This window comes from Croceicoccus marinus (assembly GCF_001661675.2).
GTDB lineage: Bacteria > Pseudomonadota > Alphaproteobacteria > Sphingomonadales > Sphingomonadaceae > Croceicoccus > Croceicoccus marinus.
In genome coordinates, this window is sequence record NZ_CP019603.1 from 305,824 (window position 1) to 331,395 (window position 25,572).

Consider the following 25,572-nt stretch of genomic DNA (forward strand, 5'->3'; position numbering starts at 1 on the left):
AGATGAACCTCGCTTTGGCCGCGGCCGCCGCACTGGCGCTGCCCGCTACAGCCCTCGCCCAGCAGGGACCATCGCGGGCCGAAATGGCGACCGAGGCCAGCATCGCGGAAGGCATGAACAAGGTCATCCTCGTCGGCGATTCCACCACGGCGGTCGGGAGCGGCTGGGGACCGATGTTCTGTGCGAACCATACCACGCAAGCCGCCGCCTGCCTCAATCTTGCCCGCGGCGGGCGAAGCAGCGGCTCCTATCGCGCCGAGGGGCTTTGGGACATCGCGCTGGGCGAGATGAGGGTGGACGGATATGGCACGATATTCGTGCTGATCGGCTTCGGGCACAATGACCAACCGGGCAAGCCGGGCCGCTCGACCGATCTGGAAACCGAATTTCCCGCGAACATGCGCCGTTATGTCCAGGAAGCAAGAGCCGCCGGCGCGGTGCCGATCCTGTTCACCCCCCCGACCCGCCGCCTGTTCAAGGATGGTAAGGTGGAGCGCGATCTGGACCCTTGGGCCGATGCGATCCGCAAGATCGCGGCAGAAACCGGCACGCCGCTGGTGGACCTGAACGCGCGCAGCACCCAGATCGTGCAAGCCATGGGCCCATCGGTCCAGAACCTGACCGCCGAGATACCGCCGCCAGCCGAAGTGGCTGCCGCCGCCGCGATCGATGGCGTGACGCTGCCCTCTGCAACCGGAAGGGCAAAGCCGGCGCCGGTCCCCGACGACCTTCGCGTCGCGAAAATGAACTGGGTCTACGACTACACCCATCTAGGCGAGTTCGGCGGCAGGCTGTTCGCCGCCGTGATGGCCGACGAACTGGCAAGCGAAGTGCCGGAGATCCGCGAATTGCTGCGCCTCTGACAAGGCGCAGCGTCTCAACCTATTTCGCCGCCACCGGATAGGCGATGATGATCGACAGCGGCGCGTCGCCGGTCTGGCGCATCCCCACCACCGCGCCTTCGTACAGATAGGCCGCCATGCCGGGCTTCAGCGCTGCCTCCACCCCGTCGGAAATCACCACGCCTTCGCCCGCGGTGACGTAATAGACCTCGTCATGGCTGATCGGGTGCTCTCCGATGGCCGCCCCGACATCCAGGACGCGGCGGCGGAATTCCATCGTGCGCGGCTGCGGCGCGGCGTCGCTGATGCGGTACGCGGTCGACATGCCGATCGCGCCATGGGGCGGCGGCTCGCGCACCATCACGTCGCTTTCGCTGACGACGACCATCGGCGGCGCGCCGTGAACAGGCACCGGCTGCCGTGCAGAAACACAGGCCGAGCACGCCAGCGCCGCAACTGCGAGGGCTGGCCGCGCGGCGATCACCGGGCCTGCTCGCGCATGGCGCGGTCGCGCGCGCTCAGGAATTCCCGCACCTTTGCGGTCTGACCGGGATAGAGCCCCGATTTCGGCGTCATCGTCGCAAGGTCCCATCGCGCCGGATCGAACGGCGCACGCGTTTCCGGGAAAACGGGATAGCCGCCCACTTCCTCCTGCGAATCGATGACTTCGCCGCGCCCCTCGGCAATGTAGAACAGCACGCGGATCTCCTCCTCCGTGCGGTCCCACGGGCGCGCGCCGGCCTGGCGCAGCAGCGTCGTCTCGACGTCCCCGGCAGGCATCACGTCGTACCCGTCAAGGCTGTGCAGCGGCGCGTCCGCCTCGATCAGCTCGGCCTCGGTCTGGCCATAGGTGCCGAACATCGGAAGCGGTTCGCCGTGGCGATCGACCGCGATATTGTCGGCCCCGTAATATTTAAGGTCGCCCACCCCGCCCAGCATCAGGAACGGCAGGTCCTCCGACGTCGAATTGCCGCCGCGCATGACGTTGCCGACAGCGGTAATCTCGCCCGCGACATGCGGCTGGCCCATCCATTCGAGGTCCATCAGATTGTAATGCACCGCGCGCAGGCCGGGGTCATAGATGAAGTTGTTGACCATCAACACCTGTGCCCCGCCCTTCACCAGCGGCGAGCGTTCGACATGATGCGCCCAGATGTTGCGGTCGAACACGATATTGGTCGCATTGTCGTGGATCAGCGACCCCTTGGAATGCTCGCCCTTGGGATGGCTTGAATCGGCCAGCCCCTCGGCCGCGAAGTTCAGGCGGAAAGTGATGTCGTGGCTGGTGCCCTCGCGCCATTCCTCGACCGTGTCGCCGGTAAAGCGCGGCCCGCTGGCGGACATGTTTTCGTCCACCGCCCACATGAGGGTGTTGTTCTCGACCACCACGTTATGCGCGGCGACGGTCGAGAACGCATCGGCTTCCCATCCGCTGCGTTTGGCCTGTCCGGCGTCGCCCAGCATCACGCGCAGATGGCTGATCTTCACGTCATGGGTCTTCACGTCGATCCCGCCGCGCAGGATGGTGATGCCCGGCGAAGGCGCGGTCTGCCCGGCTATGGTGACGAAGGGCTCCTCGATCACGATGCCCGATCGTTCAAGGTCGATCGCGCCGCCCACTTCGAACACGATGATGCGCGGCCCCTTCATCGCCAGCGCGGCGGCCAGGCTGCCCGGCCCGTCCTTCGCCAGCGTGGTCACCTTCACGATTTTTCCGCCCTTGCCGCCCTCTGTCGGGTCGCCGGGCTGTGCCATCGAAGGCACACTGGTACCGGCAAGGATCAGGACCGCAGCCGCCAAGCTGCTGAAATGTGCAGATTTCATCATCAATCATTCTCCCAGTTGGTTGTTTCTTGACAGACCCGAACGGCAGGGGCAATACATAATGACACCGGTTACCAAAAACCGGACGGGAGATTCGGATTGCCAGGGCCTTTTCTTCGGCCTTCGTTAGGTAACCGGTGTCATCCCGCACGGTGCATGATGGGGAGGATACCATGAGGAACAACCGCAAGTTTCTGAATTTCAAGAATTCGCTGCTGATCGGCAGCGCGTTGATGATGCCGCAGATGGCCCATGCGCAGGAGGCGGGCACCATGGACGCGCAAGAGGCTGCCGAAGACGCGGCCGCAGCCGTCGAGGAAGTGACCTCGCCCGGCGACAATGCGATCGTCGTCACCGGCTTCCGCGCGTCGCTGAACGCGGCCATTTCCGCCAAGCGCGAGTCGGTCGGCCAGGTCGACGTGATCGTCGCCGAGGACATCGCCAAGTTCCCCGACACGAACCTTGCCGAATCGCTGCAGCGCATCCCCGGCGTCGCGATCGAGCGTGACGCCGGCGAAGGCCGCTCCATCACCGTCCTAGGTCGACGTGATCGTCGCCGAGGACATCGCCAAGTTCCCCGACACGAACCTTGCCGAATCGCTGCAGCGCATCCCCGGCGTCGCGATCGAGCGTGACGCCGGCGAAGGCCGCTCCATCACCGTCCGCGGCCTTGGCGCGCAGTTCACCCGCGTGCGCGTCAACGGCATGGAGACCATCGCCACCTCCACCGACGGCGCGTCGTCGAACCGCGACCGTGCGTTCGACTTCAACGTGTTCGCATCCGAACTGTTCAACTCGATCGTCGTCCACAAGACCGCCTCGGCCTCGCTCGACGAAGGTTCGCTGGGCGCGGTGATCGACCTGTCGACGGGCAGCCCGCTGTCCTATGGCGCCGGCACCAAGCTCGTCGGCTCGGTGCAGGGCCGCTACAACGGTCTCAACGACGACCTTGCCCCCCGGCTTGCAGGCCTTGGCGCATGGGTGAACGATGACGAGACGCTCGGCGTCTCGGCCTCGGTCGCATGGTCGGAATACACCACGCCGGAACTGGGCAACAACTCGGTGCGCTGGACCGACGGAAGCATCGCGCAGGAACCCGACGGCAGCTATCGCTTCACCAATGTCTTCCGGTCGGTGAACGGGGTGGAATGCCGCGCGAACCCCACCGATCCGGGCTGCAACGAAGTGGCCAACGCCTTCCACCCGCGCATTCCGCGCTATGGCCTTGTCGACCACGACCGTGAACGCCTGGGCGCCACCGCTGCGCTGCAGTTCCAGCCGACCGAGCGGACGAATATCGAGATCGACGGTCTCTATTCCAACTTCAAGGAAGACCGCGACGAGTACTGGGGCGAGGTCCTGATCCGTTCGAACGAGGCGAATATCGACCTCACGAACTATGCCATCGATGGCGACAACAATGTCGTCAGTGGTGATCTTAACAACGCGTGGATCCGCAACGAGCGGTATCACCGCGAAAGCGAAACCGAGTTCTACCAGATCTCGGGCAAGCTGGAGCAATATGTCACCGATACACTGATGGCGCGCCTGTCGGGCGGCTATTCGAAGTCCGACGCGACGATCCCGGTCGAAACGACGATCATCTTCGACGACCGCGACGGCGTCTATTCCTATGACTACACCGACATGAAGACTCCGCTGCTGGTCTTCGCCACCGACGTCACCAACCCGGCCAACTTCCAGCTGGCCGAGTTCCGCGATCGTCCCAGCCAGGTCAACAACGAGTTCAAGACCGTCGCTCTCGACCTGGAATTCGAACCCACCGAAGGCCTGTCGTTCAAGACCGGCCCGTTCTGGCGCGAGTTCGACTTCTTCACCACCGGCGCGCGCCGCGACAGCCAGTACTGCTCGGCCTTCAGCTGCGCCGACGGTGCCTATGGCGCACCCGTCACCGGCGACCTTGCCGAACTGTTCGAGCTGGGCGATGCAGGCCAGCCGGCGGGCAACACCAACAGCTGGGTGGTGCCCAACCTCGACGCGGCCACCGATTTCCTCGATCTGTACAACCGCCCAGCGGTCACCCAGCAGGGCGACGAGCGCGGCGTGACCGAGGAAGTGTGGGGCGGCTATTTCGAGACCGGCTTCGAACTGGATCCGGGCGTCCGCATGACCGGCAATTTCGGCATGCGCTTCGCCCACACCAACCAGACGTCCAGCGGTTTCAACAGCGGCCAGTTCGTGACCGTCAAGCGCAGCTATGACGACCTGCTGCCCGCCATCAACCTGAACGTCTTCCCGGCGGATAATTTCATCATCCGCGGTGCCGTCGCCAAGGTTCTGACCCGTCCCAGCCTCGGTTCGCTGACGCCGGGCGGTTCGGTCGACCAGTTCAATTTCGGCATCTCGTCGGGCAATCCGTTCATCGACCCGTACCGGGCCTGGAACTACGACGTCGCGTTCGAATACTATTTCGCTCCGGGCGCGATCGCGTCGGTGGCGCTGTTCCGCAAGGATGTCGAAAGCTTCCCGATCAGCGACGTCCAGACCATCACCTATGCGCAGAGCGGCCTGCCGCTCTCGCTGCTGACGGACGGAACGCCTGCCTATGACGCAGTCGTCAACGGCACCGATCCCAATCGCGAATTCGTCGCCCGCACGACGGTCAACGGCGAAGGCGCGACGATCCAGGGTATCGAGGTCGGCTTCAACCTGCCCTTCTCGGCGTTTGCGGACGGCTTTGTCAGCGATTTCGGCGTGCTGGGCAACGTGACCTATGTCGACAGTTCGCAGGACGTGACCACCGACGACGGCGACATCCGGACGGTTACTTTCCCGGGCGTGTCGGAATATTCGGCCAACGGCACGGTCTATTATGACGACGGCACCTTCTCGGTCCGCGTGTCGGGCGCCTATCGCGACGGCTATCACACCGGGGCTAGCGGCAATGGCAATTTCCTCGAAGGGTTCAATTCCACCTTCAACCTCGACGCCGCGGTGCGCTACCAGCTCACCGACAATATCGAACTGATGCTCGACGGCACGAACCTGACCGACAACTATCGCTATCGCTGGGCCGACATCGACACCAAGCGGAACTACGAGAACAACCATTTCGGCCGCATCATCATGTTCGGTGCCCGGTTCGAATTGTGATCTCGGGAAGGGGCAGGGTTTCGGCATCATGAAGTCTGACAGAAGATCGGTTCTTGCGGGGACCCTCGCCCTTTCCACCATCCTGACCACTCGCGGTGAGGCGCAAACTGCACCGCCGAGCGCGGGAGGCCCAAGCTCTCCGGGTCTCCCGCAACCCCACGAAACGATAGACCTGTGGCCGCGCGAGCTGTGGCCAAGGGGCGCGCCCGGTGCACCCGGCTCCCTCCCCGACGAGGTGACCACGGAACGCTCCGCCGATCCGCTTGTCACCGACCGCGCCGTCCTTGGCATTTCCGTGCCCCGGCTTGCCGTATTCCGCCCCGACCATCCGAACGGGGCGGCGCTCCTCCTGACTCCCGGCGGCGGCTATCGCCATGTCGTCGTGGACAAGGAAGGGTACGAATTCGCGCGTTGGGCCACGGCGCGCGGATTCACCTGTTTCGTCCTGTTCTACCGCCTGCCCCATGACGGCTGGGCGAACCGGGCCGACGTGCCGCTGCAGGATGCGCAGCGCGCGATGCGCGTCATCCGCAGCCGCTACCGCGACTTCGGCATCGAGCCCGAACGGGTCGGCGCGATGGGCTTTTCCGCCGGCGGTCACCTGTGCGCCGATCTCGCCGCGCGCTTTGCCGCGCGCACCTACGAACCGGCGGATGAGGCCGATGCGCTGTCGGCAAAGCCCTTTTGCGCGGCGCCGATCTATCCGGTCGTCTCGATGGACCCGCAATTCGCCCATGCAGGCTCGCGCGACCTGCTGCTGGGCGCCAACCCGTCAAAGGCGCTGGAAGCCGCGCATTCGCCCGATCGCAACGTGCCCGCCGACGCGCCGCCGCACTGGATCCTCCATGCCGAGAATGACGACGTGGTGCCGGTCGAGAACGCGCTGCTGCTGCGCGCCGCTTTGAAGGCCCGGGGCATTCCGGTCGAGACGCTTCTGTTCCAGAACGGGGGCCATGGCTTCGGCCTGCGCAAGGCGATCGGCAAGCCGGTGGGCCACTGGCCCCAGCTTTGGCGCGACTGGGCACGAACGACGGGACTTGGATGATGAAATCGGATCGCAGGGACATTGTCCGCGGCGCAGCCCTGCTCTCGCTGACAGGGCTGATGGGCGGCGCGGGCGCGGGCGCGGCGCTGGCGCAATCGGCGGTTGCCCCTGCCCCGCGCGCGACCGGCTGGCGGCGCGACGGCGAGGGCAAGCGCATCGCCGATCTGGGCAATGGCCGGTTCCTCAATCCGCTGATCTCGGGCGACCGGCCCGACCCCGCCGTGCTGAAGGATGGCGAGGACTATTACGTCACCTTCTCGACCTTCGATGCCTATCCGGGCCTGCTCATCTGGCATTCGCGCGACCTGGTGAACTGGCAGCCGCTGAAACCCGCGCTGCACAGGAACATCGGTTCGGTCTGGGCCCCCAGCCTGCACAAGGACAAGGGGCGCTACCTGCTCTACATTCCGGTCAAGGCACAGCCGCAGAACGACATCTTCGTCGCCTGGGCAGACGATATAGAGGGTCCGTGGAGCGATCCGATCCCGCTCGGCCTGCACGACCATATCGATCCCTGCCACGCCGTGGCCGAGGATGGCTCGCGCTGGCTGTTCCTGTCGGGCGGGGACCGCGTGCGCCTGTCGGACGACAATCTCTCCCTCGCCGGAGAAGTCGAGCATGTCTACGATCCCTGGCGCTACCCCTCCGACTGGATCGTCGAGGGTTTTTCCCCCGAAGGGCCCAAGATCCACCAAATTGGCGACTGGTATTACATGATCACCGCCGTAGGAGGCACGGCGGGCCCGCCGACCGGTCACATGGTGATCGCTGCGCGATCGAAATCGCTGCACGGCCCGTGGGAGGACCATCCCGGCAACCCGATCGTGCGCACCACCGACAATCGCGAGGCATGGTGGTCGCGCGGCCACGCCTCGCTGGTGCAGGCACCCGACGGCGGCTGGTGGTCGCTCTACCACGGTTACGAGAACGATTTCTGGACGCTGGGCCGCCAGTGCCTGATGGACCCGGTCCGCTTTACAGGCGACGGCTGGTTCGAAATGACGGGCGGCGACCTGTCGCAGCCGATCGAGGCGCCCGGGGGCGGCGCGAAGGTGCCGCACGGCATGGCGCTGTCGGACGACTTTTCGCGGCCCCTGGCGCTCGGCACCAAATGGTCGTTCTTCAAACCCGCCGATGACGAGGCGGACAGGATCAGCGTTGCGAACGACACGCTGCACCTGAAAGGCAAGGGCGATGCGCCCTCCTCCGGCTCGCCGCTGCTGATCACCGCGGGCGATCGCAGCTATGCGTTCGAATGCGATATCGAGATCGAGCCGGGCGGCCGCGCGGGGCTGATCCTGTTCTACGACGACAAGCTCTACGCCGGTCTCGGCTTCGACGAGGATCGCTTCGTCACCCATCAATACGGGATAGAACGCGCCCGCCCCTTGAACCCCCACGGCCGAAGCATGAGGATGCGGGTCACCAACGACCGGAACATCGTGGTGTTCGACACCAGCGGCGACGGCGGCCGGACATGGCGGCGTTTCGACAGGGGAATGGAAGTGTCGGGCTATCACCACAATGTGCGCGGGGATTTCCTGATGCTTCGCCCCGGCCTGTATGCGGCGCGGCAGGGCACCGCGAAATTCCGCGATTTCACCTTTCGCGCCTTCGATCCGGACATCGCATGATCCACCGCCTTGCCATTTCCCGCCGCGGCCTGATCGCGGGCGGCACCGCTGCCGCCGGACTGGCGCTGACGGGATGCCAGCCGCGCCTGTCGGGCCTGTTCACCGGGGCCGACACGCATCCCGGCGATTATCCCACCGTCAAGGCGGTGGAATACATGGGCCAGCTTCTGTCCGAACGCACCGGCGGACGGCTGGGCATCAAGGTCTTCCCCGGCGCGCAGCTGGGTAACGAGCGCGACACGCTGGAAATCACCAGTTTCGGCGGTATCGATTTCAACCGCGTCAATCTCGCGCCGCTCAATTCGGTGGAGCCGCTGACCATCCCGCCCTCGCTGCCCTTCATCTTCCGTTCGGTCCCGCACATGCGCCGCACGCTGGACGGCGACATCGGGGACGAGATTCTCGCCAGCTTTCGCAGGCAGGGCATGATCGGCCTGTGCTTCTACGATTCCGGCGCGCGCAGCTTCTACAACACCCGCCGCCCGGTCTATACGCCCGAGGATATGCACGGGCTGAAGCTGCGCGTCCCCTCCTCCGACCTCTATCTTGCCATGGTCAACGCGCTGGGAGCCAACGCCGTCCCGATGCCCTTCGACGAGGTGTATTCCGCCCTGGCGCAGGGCGTCATCGACGGGGCGGAGAACAACTGGCCAAGCTTCGAAAGCGCGCGCCACTATGAAGTCGCCCGCTTCATGAGCCTGACCCAGCACCTCTTCACCCCCGAAGTGCTGCTGATGTCCAAGGTCAGCTGGGACAAGCTCTCGCAATCCGACCAGCAGCTGATCCGTCAGGCCGCGCGCCAGTCGGTCGACTATATGCGCAGGTTGTGGGACGCCCGGGTGAAAAGCGCCAAGGCCAATATCATCGCCGCCGGGGTCGAGGTGAACGAGGTCGACAACGCCGCCTTCGCCGCGCTGATGGAGCCGGTGTGGGACGATTTCCTCGTCACCCCGCAGCAGCGCGACATCGCCCGGCGGATCGTCGCGCTGGGCGAACAGATGGCCAGTGATGCCACCGCCCCTTCCGCGCCGCAGGAGACCGCATCGTGAAACTCGTCTCCGACTGGCTGGTCCGCCTCGGTTCGCTCGGCCTTGTCGTCATGACCGCCGTCGTGGGCTGGCAGGTGTTCGGCCGCTTCATCCTCGACAACAGCCCTTCGTGGACCGAACAGACGGCGCTGCTGCTGATGATCTGGTACGTCCTGTTCGCCGCCGCCGCCGGCGTGCGAGAAGGATTTCATATCCGCATCGCGCTGCTCGACGACCTGTTGGGAGCCAGGGGGGCGGCAGTCCTGCACCGGGTCATCAACCTGCTGGTGGCGCTCATGGGCCTCGCCATCGCGGTCTATGGCGCGCAATTGCTGTGGGCGGTGCGCGATCACGTGATCCCCTCGCTGGGGCTCAGCCGCTGGGTCGCCTATGCGCCTCTGCCGATTTCCGGCCTGCTGATGGCGGTGTTCGCGGTCGAGAACATGTTCCGCCCCGCCAGCGATGACGGGCTGGAACCCGACCCGCTCGGTTCAGGCGACATGGCGGGGAGCGCCGACTGATGGAACTGCTTGTCCTCTTCGGCGTGCTCTTCGTCTTGCTCGTCATTGGCGTGCCGGTTGGCTTCGCGCTGTTCGGCGCGGCGCTTGCCTGCTTCGCCGTGATCGACATACCGCTGGTGGTCGCGGTGCAGCGCGTGGCATCCGGCATCAGCGTGTTCACGCTGATGGCGATCCCCTTCTTCATCTTTGCCGGAGACCTGATGTACCGCGCCGGCATCGCCGACCGGCTGGTCAAGGTCGCCGATGCGGCGCTGGGCCGCGTGCGCGGCGGTCTGGGGCTGGTCGACGTGGGCGCATCGATGATGTTCGGCGCGGTGTCGGGCAGTGCCATCGCCAGCGCGTCGGCCATCGGATCCAGCCTGGTGCCGCTGATGCGCGACAAGGGCTATCCCGGCGATTACGCGGTCAACGTGACCGTGACGGCGGCCATCGTCGGCCTGCTGATCCCGCCTTCGCACAACATGATCATCTATTCCGCCGCATCGGGCATCGGCGTGTCGATCGGCGACCTGTTCGTGGCGGGCATCGTGCCCGGACTGCTGACCGGCTTCATGCTGATGCTGGTGGCATGGCTGGTCGCCCGCAGCCGCAACCTGCCGAAGGGCAGCTTCCCCGGCTGGCGGAACTTCGCGGTCGCGGCGATCTACGCCATTCCCGGACTGATGACCGCGGTCATCATCATGGGCGGCATCCTGTCGGGCTATTTCACCGCCACCGAAAGCTCGGCCGTCGCGGTGATCTATACCATCGCGATCGGCGTCTTCGTCTATCGCAGCCTGGGCTGGACCGCGTTCTGGGAAGCCGCCGGCAAGTCGGTCCGCACCGCCGCCATGGTCCTGTTCATCATCGCGGCGGCAACCGCCTTCGGCTTCGCGCTTGCCCTGCTGGAAGTGCCCGCCGCGCTGGCCGGGCTGATCGCGGTGATTACCGACGATCCGATCATGACGCTGCTGATCATCAATATCATGCTGCTGCTGCTGGGCACCTTCATGGACATGGCACCTTTGATCGTGATCACCACGCCGATCTTCCTGCCCGTCGCAATGGGCATGGGCGTCGACCCGGTGCATTTCGGCATCATCATGATGCTGAACCTGGGCATCGGGCTGGTGACCCCCCCGGTGGGGTCGGTGCTGTTCGTCGGCTCTGCCGTGGGCAAGATCCCGGTGACGACGCTGGTGCGCACGATCTGGCCGTTCTACGGCACGCTGATCCTGGCGCTGGCGCTGATCACCTATATCCCCTGGCTGTCGCTTGGGCTGCTGGAGATGTGGAACTGACACTCCGCTCCGCCTAGGCGATCGGCTGTCATTCAGGAACTTGCCCGTTCCCCCGCAGGGGCTCATCTGTATGATCGAACAATGTCGGTGCGGCAATCCCGCACCCACCCCGCGTCCTGCCGAACTCCGATGGGGCGCGTGGGCGCCCTCGACCCCTGCCCGGGAGCCGCAGCGATGACGTCACGACTGTCCCCCATGTTTCGCATGCCGATCTGTTTCGGACCCGCTCCCGGCCCGCGTAACCTTCCTCATGACCGTGAGGACCAGCGCTATCTCAAGGATACGACCACCCTCTCGCTCAGCGCCCGCAGCGATCCCTCGCTGTTGGCCGCCATGTTGCCGGCGAGCTTCACGCTGAGCGGCGAACCGCGCATCGGCGTGACCTTCATGATGTTCCGGAACATAGGCTGGCTGGCGGGACGGGGCTATAACATCGTCGTGATCGGCATCCCCGCGCGCTGGGATGGAAAGGAAACCAGGGAAGGCCATTTCGTGCCAGTCGTCTGGGAAAGCATGGCCGACCCCATAATCACCGGGCGAGAGGAACTGGGCTGGAGCAAGATCTATGCCGACGTCGCCGACCTGGAACCGGACGGCGGCGGCTGGCGCACCCACGCGGAATGGGAAGGTTTCCGCTTTCTCGAAGCAGAGGCCACAGACTTCTCGCCGGGCGAACCCGACCCGCCCAAGCCGATGATGTTCTCGAAATATATGCCCCGCACGGGAGAATGGGGAACAGCCGACGTCAGCTATACAACGATCACCGCACCGGACGGTCCGCCGCCGCGGCCGGTTTCGAGCGAGATCGGCACCGGACGGTTCGCTTTCCATCCCGCCCGGTGGGAGGACATGCCCACCCAATATCCCATCGTGAACACGCTGGCGGCGCTGCCGCTCGACGATTTCGGTCCCGCTCGGCTTGTCCGCACCAGCGGCGGCGGCGACGGCAGCGGGCAGAGGATCCTGCGATAGACGGCATCGCCCGAAGGATCATGGCCTGAAAGCGCGGAATGCTTCCTCGCCCGGCCGCAATACGGGTACGAGAACCTGCGCCCCATGTGCCTCAAACCGGTTACCGCCCTTCGGACCCTCCACCACCATCGGCGCCGCCGTGCCGGTGATGCGCAGGCCAGCGACCCGCGTGGCGGTCCCTTCGGCGACCATGCGGGACGCCCCTCGCAGGCGCTGCCCTCTGGCGCAGCGTCATGAATGCGGGTCATGCCCCGCGCAACGGCGCGTGACATCGGTGAAGGGATCCTCTAGCGCGTGGCGACGCCCCGGCGGTAAAGGGTCCGGATTGGATTTATGTGGCGGTTCGCAAGGCGGATCGCCGATTGCGGTCATCACCCGGATCCTGCCGATGCGGTCGCCGCTGGCCGGCTTTCTCCCTCTCTCTCACAGGCAAGCACTTCATGGCAGGTTACAAGGAACCCGATCTCAACGAGCGCCGCAACGCGGCCGCGGCAGCGCGGGAGAAAGCTTTGGCAAAGCTCAGGGCGAAACCCCCGGTCGATCCTGCGGTCCAGGCCGAACGGCTGGCCGCCGCCGAAGCGCGCGCGCAGGTCCAGGCGGAAAAGCGCGCGGCCCTGAAGGAGAAAAAGGCGCGGGAGCAGGCTGAAAAGGCGGCCCGGATCGAGGCGAACAAAGCGCCGGCCGGCCCCACCGAGGCCGAGCGCAAGGCGGCGCGCGACGCGAAATACGCTGCGCGAAAAGCCCGCAAGTAGCACGGGCGTTGACGATACTGGCGTCGAACAAGGCCGACTTGCCGTCGGCCATGCCGGACTGGTCGGCGCTCGATGAAGGCGAACATCTTGTCGACGTCGCGTTCGTGCCCGACGGCGGCCGCCTGCGCCTGACCCGCAGCGGCGAGGATTTCTCGATCCTGCTCGACCACCACGAACTGATGAGCACCGACCTGTCATCGTCCGAACGGGCACTTGCCGGACATGCCTGCGCGCGGCTGGCCGGGCGTGCGGGCGTACAGATGCTGATCGGCGGATACGGCATGGGCTTTACGCTCAGGGCCGCCCTTGCCGCGCTGGCAGCCGACGCGGAAGTAACCGTGGCAGAGATCGTGCCCAAGATTATCGAGTGGGCGCGGGGGCCGATGCGCGCCGTCACGGCAGGATGCCTTGACGATCCCCGCGTGCTTCTGATCGAGGACGATGTTGGGATGCTGATCGAGGCTGCGAGCGGAGGATACGACTGTATCCTGCTCGACGTCGACAACGGTCCCGAAGGGCTGACCAGGCGCTGTAACGATTGGCTTTATTCCGCCGCCGGCCTTGCCGCGGCGCGAAACGCCCTGCGGCCCGAAGGCCTCCTCGCGATCTGGTCGGCCACGCATGACGACCGCTTTGCCGGCCGTCTCGCGCGAAGCGGCTTTGCCGTCAGCGTGATCGAGGCCGACCTGGACACCCACTGGCTGCCCGAAGACGACGTACCGGCGCATGTCATCATGCTGGCTCACAAGCTCCGGTAAGCCGGGGCGGATAGCGCCGACAAGGCTGCCATTCGGCTTGCGACGACTTTGCCGGCATCTGGTGATTACGGACAGTTCGAGGCGCCGGGACCCTCCTGTCCGCACGATCCGCTCAAGAGCCTTCAGGCAGGATCGTCACCACGACGCGCCGATAACGTGTAAGGGCGGGAGTGCCCTTGTCGGTCACCTTCAGGATGAAGTGAGCCTCCGACGGTCGGTCAACGGGGGGAGCGGTAAAGCCACGCGCATAGAGGTTCTCTGCGCCCCACATTTCGATGGTCCCCGGGTAGGTTCCGGCTTCCGGATATTGGAACCAGCGATAGCTGAGGCTGTCCCCGTCCGGATCGGTCGTGCCAAGCGCGCTGAGCGGAACCGTGTCGCCGGAACGAACGGTTACGCTGTCAGGGTGGGCAAGTCGGACGATGGGTGGATGATTGGCATCGGCCGGGGCTTTGATCGTCCAGTCCATCCGGGCGGCAAAGTCGTTCTGGAATTCGTCGCGCCAACGCCAGAGTGTCTCCCTGAACCCCGTATAGGTGCGGTCCATCGCCTCTATCGCGGGGCCATGCGACCTGGCGACATAAGGGGTGACGCTGTCCACCGCATTGGTCCAGATGGGCCGTGTTTCGGCGGGGACGGGAATGCCGCCGTTGAACCCGTCCGGGTCCGTGCTGGAACGTTCGGGTATCCTTGGTTCATAGCGTCCGCCCCAGCCACCCCAGTCCGGACGTTCGGGTACGTTAAGGCCATTTGGAATGAGGCCAAGGAAGGATGGTGTATCGCCTTCGGTGCCGTAAGCGGTGTCGGGGTAGGCAGCGCCAAGCGGGCCGTGCCCCTGCTGGATGTTTTCGGCGATCCAACCGTTCGAGATTGCCGTATTGTCGATGCCTTCCACTGCAGAACTGATCGCCAGCCACGTCGCCGCACCGTAACCGCCCGGACTGACGACATAGAAAAGGTCCGGAAACGCCTTGCGCATCCATGGGCCGCTGTCGTCCTGATCCGAGATGGTATGGACCCGGAGCTTCGAGATCAGCCGCTTTGCTTCTTCGGGGTTCCGCGTTGCACGAATGTCGTGGAGTGCCTGCGCAAGCGTATTGGGGCCGCCCCAGCCCGCTACCCACAGGGGTCGGGGATCGGGTCGCTCAAGCGCTGCGATGAGCTGCCTCGAACCCTCCGTGGACTTGCCCGAGCCGACGCCCGCCATGCCATAGACAGGCTGTCCCGATCCAACGAGCCGATAGAGAGTGGCAGCCCGGGGAAAGGCGGGATCGTGAAGTGCAAGATTGGCGCGGACCTTCCCATACTCGCCGATCACCCGCTCGATGGACTCCGGGGCCACCCTGTTCTTCTGGTGAACCGACGTAGTAGCGACAAGACCCTCGAGGTCGATTTCGTTTGAATACAGCAAAAGGCGGATCAACGACTGCGTGTCATCCGGATCGGCCTCGATGTCCGACAAAACGAAGAGTCTCGGCTTCGCAACCGGTTGGACAGCGGAGGGCGCCTTGACCTGACATGCTGCTGTTACAGGAGCGCCCACCAAAAGCGCGGCCATCAAGGCTCGTCCAGGCCTGGAACCCATCGTTTACTCCCCTCCCCTGTTGCGGCTGATCCTATCGCCAATGAGAAAATCGAGGTCAATGGTCGCCGCCAGGCGGCGACTGTCCGCCTTGACCCCGTTCCCGCCATGAAGTCATCCGAACGCCATTCCGAAACCGGTCGCTGGCTGCCGCAAGACGGCATCATTGCGCTGTCCTACACGCGCTCGCCGCGATAAGCCCGATCCGCCGCCATCGCGGCGCCGCGGCTCTTTCCGATCGTCCATTTTCTCTGGCCCCCCACGGTGTCAACCGCAGGGCGGAAACGCCAGCTTTCCCGCGGCTCTGCGGCAGGCGACAGAGGTTGTAGGATGTGTCGCCTGTGTCAACCGGATCAGAGCGTGACGCCCCGCTTCCAGATCGAGATCACCCGCTGGCCGCTGCGCTCGCTGGCCGTCTTGCGGCCGCTCGCGATGGCCAGCAGCTCGTCGGCGAAATCGGCGTCCACGTCCTCGCCGGGTTCGCTCAGCATGCGGCCTGCGTCGAAATCGATCCAGCCCGCCTTGTTCGCCGCCAGCGTTGAATTCGACGCGATCTTCACCGTCGGCACGGGAAAGCCCAGCGGCGTGCCTCTTCCCGTGGTGAACAGGATCATCGTCGCCCCCGCCGCCGCCAGCGCGGTCGAAGACACGGCATCGTTGCCCGGCGCTTCCAGCAACGTCATCCCCGGCTCCTCGGCGGTGCCGCCATAGTCGATCACGTCGACCAGCGGCGCCTTGCCGCCCTTCTGCACCGCGCCCAGCGACTTTTCCTCAAGCGTGGTGATCCCGCCCTCGATGTTGCCGGGAGAGGGATTTTCCGAAACCGGCTGGCCCTGTTCCAGGAAATAGCGCTTGAAACGATTGAGCAGGCTGGCCGCCTTGTCGTGCACCTCGCCCGAAACGCTGCGCGCGAAAAGCGAGGCTTCCGCGCCGAAGATCTCGGGTATCTCGGTCAGCACCAGCCGTCCGCCGCTGGCTGCCACCCGGTCGCTGAAACGCCCCAGCAGCGGATTGGCGGTGACCCCCGAAAGCGCGTCCGACCCGCCGCATTTCAGCCCCACCGCCAGCGCCGAGGCAGGCGCTTCCTCGCGCTCCAGCCCCGACAACTCGCGGACCAGCCCGTTGATCAGATCATTGGCGCGGTCATATTCGTCGCCCGGATCCTGCGCACGCATCACCCGCAGCTTGCCCCGGCTGCGTTCGGGCACGCGCCCGACCATGGCGTCAAGCTGATTGCTTTCGCAGCCCAGCCCGATCAGCACCACCCCGCCCGCATTGGGATTGTCGCACAGCGCCGCCAGCGCATCGCGCGTGCCCGACAGATCGTCGCCCAGCTGCGAACAGCCATGCGGATGGCCAAAGCCGACGATCCCGTCGATCCGGCCCGCCGCGATGGCATCGGCGTGGCGCATCTCCGCCTCGCGCGCCAGCATCTCGCACATCGGCGCGACGCAGCCGACCGTCGGGATCAGCCAGATCTCGTTCCGCGTGGCATAGCGGCCGTCCGCGCGGCGATATCCAAGCCACGTGCCCAGCGGCTGTGCATCGCCCGCTTCCTGTGCCCCGGCGAAGTCGCCATAGGCCACCTCTCCCAAAAGCGCAGTTTTCAGATTATGGGAATGAACATGATCGCCGCGCGATATCGGCGCGCTGGCCAACCCGATCCGTTCGCCGTAACGGATCACCGGATCGCCCGGGGCATGGTCCCGTAAGGCGATCTTGTGCCCCGAACGGATCGGGCTTCGCGCCGCAATTTCGCCATCGCCAGCCTCGACCGTTTCGCCCGCCGCGATGTCGCGCAGCGCGACCAGTACCGTGTCATCGGCATGGCAGCGCATTGCGGGGGGCGTGCGTATCTGTTCGATACGGTCAGTTGTAGTCATCCGGGTCTTTCGATACCGGTCCAGATGCTTACCGGCCGGTTGATTCTGATGGAAATGCGCTGCATGAGCGTATTTGACACCGGTTACCATAAAGCAGCGGTCACAGCAATCGGCCGAGTTCCAGGAGAGTGCAATGCCCCGCCCCCTCAACCTCCATCCCGATCGCCTGCTGCCCAGCGATCCCGCCGTCCGCGCCGTGGCGCGCGATCTTTACGACAGCGTGAAGGGCCTGCCGATCGTCAGCCCCCACGGGCATACCGATCCCAGCTGGTTCGCCCGCAACGACAGCTTCGGCAATGCAACCGAACTGCTGCTGGTGCCGGACCACTATCTGTTCCGCATGCTGTATTCGCAAGGCGTCCGACTAGAGGATCTGGGCATCGCGGGACACAAGGCCGATCCGCGCGAAGCATGGCGCATCCTGGCCGGGCACTATCACCTGTTCCGCGGCACCCCCTCGCGCATGTGGCTCGACTGGGTATTTGCCGAGGCCTTTGGCATGGAAGTCCAGCTGTCTTCGGAAACGTCGGACCTGTATTACGACACCATCACCGAAAAGCTCGGCACCGACGAATTCCGCCCGCGCGCCCTTTTCGACCGCTATGGCATAGAGGTGATTGCCACCACCGAAGGTCCGCTGGATACGCTGGAACATCACGCCGCGATCAGGGAAAGCGATTGGAATGGCCGTGTCATCACCGCCTATCGCCCCGATCCGGTCGTCGATCCGGAGTTCGAAGGGTTCAGCGCCAATCTCAACCGGTTTTCCGAAATGACCGGCGAGGATTGCCGGACATGGCAAGGTTATCTTGGCGCGCACCGGCAGCGCCGCGAGTTCTTCAAGACCATGGGAGCGACTAGCAGCGACCACGGTCATCCGACCGCTGCGACCGCGAACCTCTCCCACGCCGAAGCCGCGCTGCTGTTCGACAGGGTCAAGGACGGCAAGGCCAGCAAGGAAGACGCCGAACTGTTCCGCGGGCAGATGCTGACCGAAATGGCAGCGATGAGCATCGACGACGGACTGGTGATGCAGATCCATCCAGGATCGTTCCGCAACCATAACGGCTGGCTGTTCGAGAATTTCGGCCGCGACAAGGGTGCCGACATCCCGATGCGCACCGACTACGTCCATGCGCTCAAGCCGCTGCTCGACCGGTTCGGCAACAGCCGGGACCTCTCGATCATCCTCTTCACGCTGGATGAGAGTGTCTATGCACGCGAGCTTGCACCGCTGGCCGGGCATTATCCGGTGCTGAAGCTGGGCCCTTCGTGGTGGTTTCACGACAGCCCTGAAGGCATGCGGCGTTTCCGTCACAATACCACCGAGACGGCCGGGTTCTACAACACGGTCGGCTTCAACGACGACACGCGAGCCTTCCTCTCCATCCCCGCCCGACACGATGTAGCACGCCGCGTCGATTGCGGCTTCCTGGCCCAGCTGGTCGCCGAGCATCGGATCGAGGATTGGGAAGCCGCCGAGCTTGCGCAGGAACTGTCCTACAAGCTCGTCAAGAAGGCCTATAAGCTATGAGGCTGTCGTCCGATACGCTTGCCGAACTTCCTGCCGAAGTCGCGGTTCCAGCCTATGACCGCGAAGCGCAGGCCATCGGCATCGTCCATTTCGGGATCGGCGCGTTCCACCGCGCGCATCAGGCATGGTACACCGATCTAGCCCTGAATGCGGGGGAGCATGGCTGGGCCATCTGCGGCGTCTCGCTGCGGTCGGCCAGCGTCGCGGAGCAGTTGAACCCGCAGGACGGGCTGTATTCTGTCACCGAACGCGGCGGCGGCACGTCGACCACTCGCGTCGTCGGCGCGGTGCGCGAAGTTATCGTGGCGCCGAAGGATCCCGAAGCGGTCATCGCCCGGATCGCTTTGCCCGATTGCCACATCGTCAGCTTCACCATCACTGAAAAGGGCTATGCCCGCGGCAATGACGGTTCGCTTGATATAAGCCTTGCGGAGGGCAGCTTTTACCCGTTGCTGAGCGAAGCCTTTGCGCGGCGCCAGGCACAGGGGTTGCCCGGCCTGACGCTGATGTCGTGCGACAATCTGGCGGAAAACGGCCAGCAACTGGACCGCCTGATGCGCGAATGGCTGAAGGCCAAGGATCCGCAGCTATTCGACTGGTTCGCCCTGAATTGCACCTGCCCGCAGACGATGATCGACCGCATCGTTCCCGCCACCACTGACGAGGACCGCGCCGCGCTGGAAGCGACGTTGGGACTGCGCGACGAAGGCGCCGTGCTGACAGAGGCGTTCAGCCAGTGGGTGATCGAGGATCGCTTCGCCGGTCCGCGCCCCAGATGGGAGGACCACGGGGCCCAGCTCGTGACCAATGTCGCGCCGTATGAAACCGCCAAGCTGCGGATGCTGAACGGCGCGCATTCGCTGCTGGCCTATTGCGGCCTGGAACGCGGCTTCACCTTCGTGCACGAGGCGATTGCCGATGCCGAGCTTCGCCAACTGGCGCACCGGCTGATGATGCAGGAAGCCGCGCCCACCATCGATGCCGCACCGGACCAGGATCTAGCCGCCTATGCCGACAGCCTGATCGATCGCTTTGCCGAGCCCGCGTTGCAGCACCGGCTGGCGCAGATCGCGATGGATGGATCGCAGAAGATCCCGCAGCGCTGGCTGGACACGGCGGCCTGGCACTCGCGGCGCGGCGATGATTGTCCCGCCATCCGCGCTGCGTTTCGCGCATGGCTTGCACATTTGGCCGATGGCTCGCTCGTGAACGACCCGCTTGGCGATGAACTTCGCGCACTTGTCGCAAATAAGGGACCTGAAGCGGTCGCCGATCGCATGACTGACGGACGCTTCCCTTCCGAATTCATCGTCTAAAGGTCGCCAAAGGCCGACACGAGATACTGCGCGCTGATCAGGCGCAGCCCCAAGCGGGGTGCGGCAGACCAGCCTTGGCTTCCTACCGCGAAGGGACTTAATCCTGCCCGCCCGGACGGCGAAAGCGAACGCCTCAGCCCTTCATGGTCCCGTCGGGATTGAGCAGCATCGTGCGGCCGGTTCCGGCGGACGCATAGATCGCTTCCATCAGGCGCAGGTCGCGCAGGCCCATTTCGCCGGGCGTGATGATCTCGGAACCGTCGCGGATCGCGTCGGCGAGGTGGTCGAGCTGCCGCGCGAATTGCACGGTGGAATCGCCCGGCGAGAACGCCCGGCTTTCGCCCCCGGATTCGAGCACCATGTCGAGGCCCGAATAATTGGTCGCCGGCTGCATCAGCAGCGCGCCGGATGAGCCGCGCGCGTCCACCTCGTTGATCGGTGCCGCGTCATAGGAAGTGGCAAGCTGCGCGACCGCTCCCGAAGGAAAACGCAGTTGCGACGACACATGCGCGAAGATCTCCGCAAAGCGCGGGTCGGCTGCCGGCTGGTATGTCGCTGCGGTGATGCTCTCGGGCATCTCGCCCGACAGATAGAGCGCGGCCTGCAGGCCGTAGATCCCGTAATCCTCAAGCGGGCCGCCGCCTGCCAGCGTGCGGTCGACGCGCCAGTTCTGGCTGGGGCTGGTCGGCCCCATGCGATAGGACTGCTGCGTGCGGATCAGCCGCAGCTTGCCGACCGCTTCCTCGCGGATCAGCTCCATCGCCTTGAGATTGTATGGCTCGAAATGGCAGCGATAGGCGATCATCAGCCTGCGGTCCGCCCGCTGGCTCGCGGCGATCATCCGCTCGCACTCCGCACTGGAGAGCGCCATCGGCTTTTCGCACAGCACGTGCTTGCCCGCGGCAAAGGCGCGTTCCGTCCAGTCGGCATGCAGTCCGCTGGGCAGCACGATATAGGCGGCATCGACATCCTTGTTCGACGCGATCCTGTCGAAATCGTCATAGGAATAGCGGGACTCGGGCGGCACGCCATAGGCATCGCCCACTCGCTGAAGCTTTTCCGGATTGCCCGAGACGAGGGCCGCGATATGCGCCCGCTCCGCCCGTTCGAAGCGCGGCATCATCTGGTTCAGCGCATAGCCGCCAAGGCCGACGATGGCGAAGCCGACGCTGTCCGCCCGCCGGGGCTGCGGCTGCGTTTCGGGAAGCTCGACCCCGTCCGGCATGGGCTGCCCGGTGGCCCTGGCGCCGCCCGATTGTCCGAAGACGGCCCGGCCCGAAAGCATCAGCGACGCCGCCGCCGCACCGCCGCCGACTTCGATCAGTCGGCGCCTGCTTATCCCGTGTCCCATCATCGCTTTATTCCGATCTGCCCATGATTAGCGTTCATGCTGACGTATCGGCAGCGCCGAGGCAACCCTATTGCGGAATGCCCCGATGCTGGCTGGAACGCGCGTCAGGCCGGTTCCGCCACTTGCTCGCTGGTTCTGTCTGTCCGGACCAGTGCCCATGCCAGGCCCACGGCAAGCGCATAGCAAATCCAGAAGATGCCTGCGAACGGAGCCCCATTGCCCAGCGCCAGGCGCGCCGCGAAGCTGATCGCAAGCGCGACCGGCGCGCCGATGACCACCCCGTTCCACAGCGCTCTCAGCCTGGGTTCGTAGTGGCCGCGGCGGCGGCGCTTGCCCAGCCAGATATAGGTGCCCGTGGCGCAGACCGCCGTCAGCGCTGCACCGAACAGCACATAGGCAAGCTTGACCCAGATCCCGCCGAAATTGCCAAAATGCAGGTCATAGGTCGATGCCGCGGCCTGCTGTCCCCATTCGCCGTCCGCCAGCCCGGCGGTACCCATGAACCGGCCTGCGGCGTCGAAGCCGTAATATTCGCCGAAGATCAGCCTTTGTTTGTGCAGGCCCACGATCTGCACATGCTGCCCGCGGGTCAGCGGATCGTGCAGGATCGCATAGCTGGGCACGACGTCGGGGTGCTGCGCGGACATGTAGCGCAGCGCCGCCGCCACATCGGGCGCGGGGGCCGGCGCGTCGTCGCCCGCAGGCTCCTCGCCGAAGATGGGGGCATAGACCGCTTCGACATCGCCGCCGTAATCGTTCGAAGCGATGGCGAAGGCGGTGACGGTGGCGAGGCCGATCAGCGCGCCCGTCAGCGCGATGGCGATGCCGAACGGCAGGGTCCAGACGCTCAGGCGATTGTGCCAGTCGGCAAGACCCACGCCGCCCGAACTGCGCGCGCGCAGGCGAAACGCATCGCGAAAGATGCGCGGCAGCGCGACCACGCCCGACAGCGACAGCGCCAGCATCATCACGCCCAGGATACCGACAATGGTGATCCCGACCAGCGAGGGCAGGTTCAGCGTATAATGCAGCGCGACGAGAAAGTCCGACCACGCGATCTCTTCCGGCATTACAAGATTGCCGCGCGCGTCCAGATGCATCGCCTCGGTATCGGTGGTGATGGTCGCGCGGGGTAGGTCATCCACCGGAAGATGGACATAGAGATGCGTCGTCGGGGCACTTTCCGCGCCGCGTTTCAGCATGGCCATGACACCGTTCTGCACCGCTTCGGGCGCAATCGCGGTCATTTCGGGCGCATCGGGCTGCTCGATGCGTTGCAGCTCGGCATAGAAGACGGCAATCGTGCCGGTCAGCGAGACGAGATACAGCAAGGCGCCCGCGACAAGACCGATTGCCGCATGGGCGGACAGCGCACGTTTTACCGTCGTGGGTTCGATAGGGCTGGTCATGCCATGGCTCCTGGCAACAGGGCGGGAAAGGCGGCCAGCATGGCGCCGCCTGCAATCGCGAACTGGCGCTTGCGGCTGTCGGTCATCAGCAGCGCATAGGCCAGCAGAGTCCAGGTCAGCGGCACCGCGAACAGTGCCAGCACCGTTGCATTGCCTTCTGCCGCTCCGCACAGCAGCGCAGTCCAGCGCACCCCCAAGGCAATCGCGATGGAGCTTGCCATGGCCAGCACCGCGACCAGCAGGAAGGTGAGCACTCGCCCGCCGAGCCGCAGCGGCGCGTTCGCGGGCAGCACGCCGGCCCGACGACTGGACGCCCGCGTCGGTGCGGGCTGCGACGCGAAGCCGGCCCATGCCAGCAAGGCGCAGCCCGCTGCCATCGCCCATAGCGAAACGACCGCCACGCCCCATGCGCCCGCCGCCGCCGCGCCGCACAGCACCGCCGCGGCCAGCGCGCCCCAGCCCGCGGCGTTTATCACGCCGGATCGCCCTGCCCGGCCCCACGACAACCGCAGTATTGCGACACCCGTGGCGGCCAGCAGACTTCCGGCGGCAAGCAGAGGATCGCCGCCCATCAGAACCGGTAGCTCACGGTGCCGAACACGTTGCGCTCGCTGCCGATGAAGCAGTCGCCCCGGGCGAGGCAGGCGGCGTAATAGTCCTTGCCCAGCAGGTTGGTCGCGTTGACCGCAAGGCTCCAGCTCTGCCAGCTGACTTCGGCGACGGCATCGACCAGCGTAAAGGCGGGCGTCGTGATGCCATTTGGAAAGGCCGCGCCATAGGACTTGTTCCTGCCGACGTGCCGCACGCCCGCGCCCAGCCTTGCGGTGGTTTCGGCGTTCAGGCGAAAGTCCTTCATCGTCCATAGCGAGGCGTTGAATTTCGGCACGTTGTCTAGCTGGCGGCCCGTGTCTTCGACCTCCGCCTCGTTATAGCTGGCGTTGGCGATCAGCAGCAGATCGCCCGGCAGGGTGGCATTGGCCTCGAACTCGACGCCTTTCGACGTCAGCGATCCGATCTGCAGCTGGCCGTTCAGGATCACGTCGGGGTCCTGCGGGCTGGGCGCGACGGCGGCGACGGGGCGATTGGCTTCGCGAATGTGATAGGCGGTTGCGGTCAGCAGGATGCGGTCGCTGGGATGCAGCTTTACCCCCACCTCGAACTGGCGGCCCGTCTTTGGGACGAAGGGATCGCCGTATAGATCGGTGCCGCTGATCGGCTCGAAGCTTTCGGTGAAGCTGAAGAAAGGCGAGACGCCGGTGACGATCTCGCCGATGATGCCCGCGCGGAAAGTTGTCGCGCCCTGGTCGTAGACCTCTTCGCCGAACGAAGTCGAGCGTGCTTCGTCCCGCCGTACGCCCAGCACCAGCGAGACGCGGTCCCATGCGCGGATCTGGTCCTGCAGGTAGAAGCCGATCTGGCTCTGCCGCGTGTCGTCGGCGGCAGCGAAGGCATAGCCCGGATCGCCCAGCATCGGGATCGTGCCGTTGAAGTCCGACAGCGCGCCGTAATCGATGTCGTAGAGGTCGATCGGCTCCAGCGCATAGCCGCTGTCCTTGCGGACGCGGTTCCAGCTGTAATCGACGCCCGCCAGCAGCGTGTGTTCGATCGCGCCTCCCGTCCGGAAGTCGTATTGAAGGTTATGGTCGGTCGAGAATATCTCCATGTTCGCAAGGCTGCCGAACGCGTAGTTCATGATCTGGCGCTGCTCGGTGTCCAAATACGGATTGAGCGGGTTCGAATAGCTGTTGGGATAATGGGTGAAATAGTCGAGATCGCTGTCGATATAGCGCGCCTTGGCGTTCAGCGTCAGATCGGCCGAGAACGCATGGCTGGCGATAGCCGTGCCCTGCAGCAGGCGCCCGTCATAGCGGTCCCAGCCCGGCTTGCCGACGAACAGATCACTGTCCAGCTGTCTGTTCGGATTGGGCAGGATCGTCCCCACCAGCGGCAGGAACTGCGAGGTCGAGCCGCCGTCGTCTTCCTGGTACAGGCCGATCAGCGTGACCTGCGTCGCATCGGTCGGCGCGAAGGTGACGGAGGGCGAGAACAGCACGCGGTCGTCGGGCACGTTGTCGGTCTGGGTGCCGGAATCGCGCACGCGGGCCACGACGCGGGCCGCCAGATTATCGGTCAGCGGACCGGTTATGTCGGCCAGCGCTTCCTTGCGGTCGAAGGAGCCATAGCGCAGCGAAAACTCGCCGCCGCTTTCGAACTGCGGGGTCTTGGACACCATGTTGACGATGCCGCCCAGCGACCCCTGCCCGAACAGGACCGAGGCAGGGCCGCGGATCAGCTCGATCCGGTCGAAATTATACGGGTCGGCACGGATGCTGGCATAGAAGCCGAAGATGTCGCGCATGCCGTCGCGAAACTGCAGCGCGCTGACGCCGCGAACCAGCGCGCCATCGACGCGGCTGTCCGGGCCATAGGGATTGGCGGTGACGCCCGCGACATAGTTCAGCGTATCGCTGATCGAGATCGCGCCCTGCGCCTCGAACACCTCGTCCTCGATGATGGTGACCGGCTGCGGCACTTCGATGACCGGAGTGTCGGTCTTGGTCGCCGACGTGCTTTCCAGCTGCGAGCCGGAGACGACGATGTCGCGCACCTGCTCCACCTCTGCAGTGGTGTCGCTGGCGTGTGCCGCCACCGGCACGAGCATGGTTGCCGACAAAATCGAACATTTGAGCAGTCGCATGGGGTCCCCTTCTGAATAACGGGACCGCG

At 65.2% G+C, this 25,572-nt stretch carries 21 protein-coding genes and 1 pseudogene; 13 read left to right on the top strand and 9 right to left on the bottom strand.

Annotated elements, in window-relative coordinates; genetic code table 11:
• Positions 1-2: 2 nt before the first annotated feature.
• On the top strand, positions 3-863 hold the full coding sequence (locus tag A9D14_RS15690) for a rhamnogalacturonan acetylesterase (RefSeq protein ID WP_066850010.1): 861 nt from the start codon (positions 3-5) through the stop codon (positions 861-863).
• A gap of 19 nt (positions 864-882) precedes the next feature.
• On the opposite strand, the gene A9D14_RS20175 is transcribed toward A9D14_RS15690, so the two are convergent.
• Positions 883-1,230: a cupin domain-containing protein gene (locus tag A9D14_RS20175; RefSeq protein WP_066850013.1), complete on the bottom strand. Its 348-nt coding sequence runs from the start codon at positions 1,228-1,230 to the stop codon at positions 883-885.
• 92 nt (positions 1,231-1,322) lie between these two features.
• Entirely contained in the window at positions 1,323-2,669 is a 1,347-nt protein-coding gene (locus tag A9D14_RS15700) for a pectate lyase family protein (RefSeq protein ID WP_066850016.1), read from the bottom strand.
• Positions 2,670-2,839: 170 nt separating this feature from the next.
• Here A9D14_RS15700 and A9D14_RS15705 point away from each other — a divergent pair, with 170 nt between their 5' ends.
• The 8 genes from A9D14_RS15705 to A9D14_RS15740 all read left to right on the top strand — a co-directional run bounded on the left by A9D14_RS15705 (position 2,840) and on the right by A9D14_RS15740 (position 12,260).
• Entirely contained in the window at positions 2,840-3,301 is a 462-nt protein-coding gene (locus tag A9D14_RS15705) for a TonB-dependent receptor plug domain-containing protein (protein ID WP_087910586.1), read from the top strand.
• Complete coding sequence (locus A9D14_RS15710; RefSeq protein ID WP_066850022.1) at positions 3,213-5,780, top strand: TonB-dependent receptor; 2,568 nt, start codon at positions 3,213-3,215, stop codon at positions 5,778-5,780. The genes A9D14_RS15705 and A9D14_RS15710 overlap by 89 nt, the downstream gene beginning before the upstream one ends.
• Positions 5,781-5,808: 28 nt before the next feature.
• Positions 5,809-6,825 (top strand): alpha/beta hydrolase, encoded by a 1,017-nt coding sequence (locus A9D14_RS15715; RefSeq protein WP_066850676.1) that lies wholly within the window; start codon positions 5,809-5,811, stop codon positions 6,823-6,825.
• Positions 6,825-8,459: a family 43 glycosylhydrolase gene (locus A9D14_RS15720; protein WP_083988118.1), complete on the top strand. Its 1,635-nt coding sequence runs from the start codon at positions 6,825-6,827 to the stop codon at positions 8,457-8,459. The genes A9D14_RS15715 and A9D14_RS15720 overlap by 1 nt, the downstream gene beginning before the upstream one ends.
• On the top strand, positions 8,456-9,508 hold the full coding sequence (locus A9D14_RS15725; protein WP_083988119.1) for a TRAP transporter substrate-binding protein: 1,053 nt from the start codon (positions 8,456-8,458) through the stop codon (positions 9,506-9,508). Before A9D14_RS15720 ends, A9D14_RS15725 begins: the two co-directional genes overlap by 4 nt.
• Positions 9,505-10,008, top strand: a complete 504-nt coding sequence (locus tag A9D14_RS15730) for a TRAP transporter small permease (protein ID WP_232469108.1) — start codon at positions 9,505-9,507, stop codon at positions 10,006-10,008. Before A9D14_RS15725 ends, A9D14_RS15730 begins: the two co-directional genes overlap by 4 nt.
• Complete coding sequence (locus A9D14_RS15735) at positions 10,008-11,288, top strand: TRAP transporter large permease (protein ID WP_066850029.1); 1,281 nt, start codon at positions 10,008-10,010, stop codon at positions 11,286-11,288. The genes A9D14_RS15730 and A9D14_RS15735 overlap by 1 nt, the downstream gene beginning before the upstream one ends.
• A 174-nt stretch (positions 11,289-11,462) precedes the next feature.
• Positions 11,463-12,260: an acetoacetate decarboxylase family protein gene (locus tag A9D14_RS15740; RefSeq protein ID WP_066850678.1), complete on the top strand. Its 798-nt coding sequence runs from the start codon at positions 11,463-11,465 to the stop codon at positions 12,258-12,260.
• Positions 12,261-12,305: 45 nt separating this feature from the next.
• Here A9D14_RS15740 and A9D14_RS20510 read toward each other — a convergent pair.
• Positions 12,306-12,517: pseudogene (locus tag A9D14_RS20510) on the bottom strand (IS630 family transposase); the annotation flags it as partial.
• Between the two features lie 183 nt (positions 12,518-12,700).
• On the opposite strand from A9D14_RS20510, the gene A9D14_RS15745 reads away from it, so the two are divergent.
• Together A9D14_RS15745 and A9D14_RS15750 are read left to right on the top strand one after the other, a co-directional pair.
• Positions 12,701-13,012, top strand: coding sequence for a DUF6481 family protein (locus tag A9D14_RS15745; protein ID WP_066850032.1), 312 nt, complete (start codon positions 12,701-12,703; stop codon positions 13,010-13,012).
• Between the two features lie 50 nt (positions 13,013-13,062).
• Positions 13,063-13,770, top strand: a complete 708-nt coding sequence (locus tag A9D14_RS15750; protein ID WP_157668302.1) for a spermine/spermidine synthase domain-containing protein — start codon at positions 13,063-13,065, stop codon at positions 13,768-13,770.
• A gap of 112 nt (positions 13,771-13,882) precedes the next feature.
• Here the strand turns inward: A9D14_RS15750 and A9D14_RS15755 are convergent, their stop codons facing one another.
• Together A9D14_RS15755 and A9D14_RS15760 are read right to left on the bottom strand one after the other, a co-directional pair.
• On the bottom strand, positions 13,883-15,328 hold the full coding sequence (locus A9D14_RS15755; protein ID WP_083988121.1) for a DUF1593 domain-containing protein: 1,446 nt from the start codon (positions 15,326-15,328) through the stop codon (positions 13,883-13,885).
• 377 nt (positions 15,329-15,705) lie between these two features.
• Complete coding sequence (locus A9D14_RS15760; RefSeq protein WP_066850679.1) at positions 15,706-17,235, bottom strand: UxaA family hydrolase; 1,530 nt, start codon at positions 17,233-17,235, stop codon at positions 15,706-15,708.
• A 133-nt stretch (positions 17,236-17,368) separates the two neighbouring features.
• Here A9D14_RS15760 and uxaC point away from each other — a divergent pair, with 133 nt between their 5' ends.
• Together uxaC and A9D14_RS15770 are read left to right on the top strand one after the other, a co-directional pair.
• Positions 17,369-18,769, top strand: coding sequence for a glucuronate isomerase (uxaC, locus tag A9D14_RS15765; RefSeq protein ID WP_066850036.1), 1,401 nt, complete (start codon positions 17,369-17,371; stop codon positions 18,767-18,769).
• Positions 18,766-20,085, top strand: coding sequence for a mannitol dehydrogenase family protein (locus tag A9D14_RS15770; protein WP_066850038.1), 1,320 nt, complete (start codon positions 18,766-18,768; stop codon positions 20,083-20,085). Before uxaC ends, A9D14_RS15770 begins: the two co-directional genes overlap by 4 nt.
• Before the next feature lie 133 nt (positions 20,086-20,218).
• Here the strand turns inward: A9D14_RS15770 and A9D14_RS15775 are convergent, their stop codons facing one another.
• From A9D14_RS15775 to A9D14_RS15790, 4 genes are all read right to left on the bottom strand, one after another.
• Complete coding sequence (locus A9D14_RS15775) at positions 20,219-21,439, bottom strand: Gfo/Idh/MocA family protein (RefSeq protein ID WP_066850041.1); 1,221 nt, start codon at positions 21,437-21,439, stop codon at positions 20,219-20,221.
• A gap of 101 nt (positions 21,440-21,540) precedes the next feature.
• The gene (locus tag A9D14_RS15780; protein ID WP_066850044.1) at positions 21,541-22,845 is read right to left on the bottom strand and encodes a PepSY-associated TM helix domain-containing protein; all 1,305 of its coding nucleotides are present in this window, start codon (positions 22,843-22,845) and stop codon (positions 21,541-21,543) included.
• Positions 22,842-23,321 (bottom strand): hypothetical protein, encoded by a 480-nt coding sequence (locus A9D14_RS15785; protein ID WP_157668281.1) that lies wholly within the window; start codon positions 23,319-23,321, stop codon positions 22,842-22,844. The genes A9D14_RS15780 and A9D14_RS15785 overlap by 4 nt, the downstream gene beginning before the upstream one ends.
• A gap of 95 nt (positions 23,322-23,416) precedes the next feature.
• Positions 23,417-25,543 carry a TonB-dependent siderophore receptor gene (locus tag A9D14_RS15790; RefSeq protein ID WP_066850050.1) on the bottom strand — a complete coding sequence of 709 codons (2,127 nt, stop codon included), beginning with the start codon at positions 25,541-25,543 and terminating at the stop codon, positions 23,417-23,419.
• Positions 25,544-25,572 lie beyond the last annotated feature (29 nt).